Below are 519 nucleotides of genomic sequence, written 5' to 3'. Positions count from 1 at the left end.
TATATATTCTTGCCACAATTCAACATTTTTTACTGGTTTTTTTGCAGAGTTTTTCCAATTGTTCCTAACCCAACCACTTAACCACTCATTTATTCCTTTTACAACATAAGTAGAATCAGAATAAATATTAACTATACAAGGTTCTTTTAAAGCCTTTAATCCTTCAATAACACCTTTTAATTCCATTTGATTATTTGTTGTATTATCTTGAGCGCCACTTAGCTCTTTTTCATTTCCCTTATAGTCTAGGATTGTACCCCAACCACCAGGTCCAGGGTTTCCTAAAGAGGAACCATCACTGTAAAGATTGATTTCTTTCAACTAAATCCTTTGTTAGATGATGTTTTACATCAAATGTTAATATACTTTGGCAGTTTGGACATCTAGCCTCAAACATAGGGTGAACATGTTTACATGATGAACAAATAAATTCAAAATCAATAGTTGCAGGGATTTTATGTTCATGATTATTTAGTGCAATTAAAATATCAAAAACAAAATCATCACTATGATTTATAT

At 30.6% G+C, this 519-nt stretch carries 1 protein-coding gene and 1 pseudogene; both read right to left on the bottom strand.

Going from position 1 to position 519, the window contains the following annotated elements:
• Positions 1-321, bottom strand: a 321-nt coding sequence (rnhA, locus tag B0174_RS12140) for a ribonuclease HI (RefSeq protein WP_108561373.1), incomplete at its 3' end; no start/stop codon positions are given.
• Positions 296-519, bottom strand: a pseudogene (locus B0174_RS12280) (DNA repair protein RadA); the annotation flags it as partial. The pseudogene B0174_RS12280 and the gene rnhA, both read right to left, overlap by 26 nt.

This window comes from Arcobacter caeni, assembly GCF_003063245.1.
In the GTDB taxonomy this organism is placed as follows: Bacteria; Campylobacterota; Campylobacteria; order Campylobacterales; family Arcobacteraceae; genus Aliarcobacter; species Aliarcobacter caeni.
This window is presented reverse-complemented; position numbering and strand designations above follow the sequence as displayed.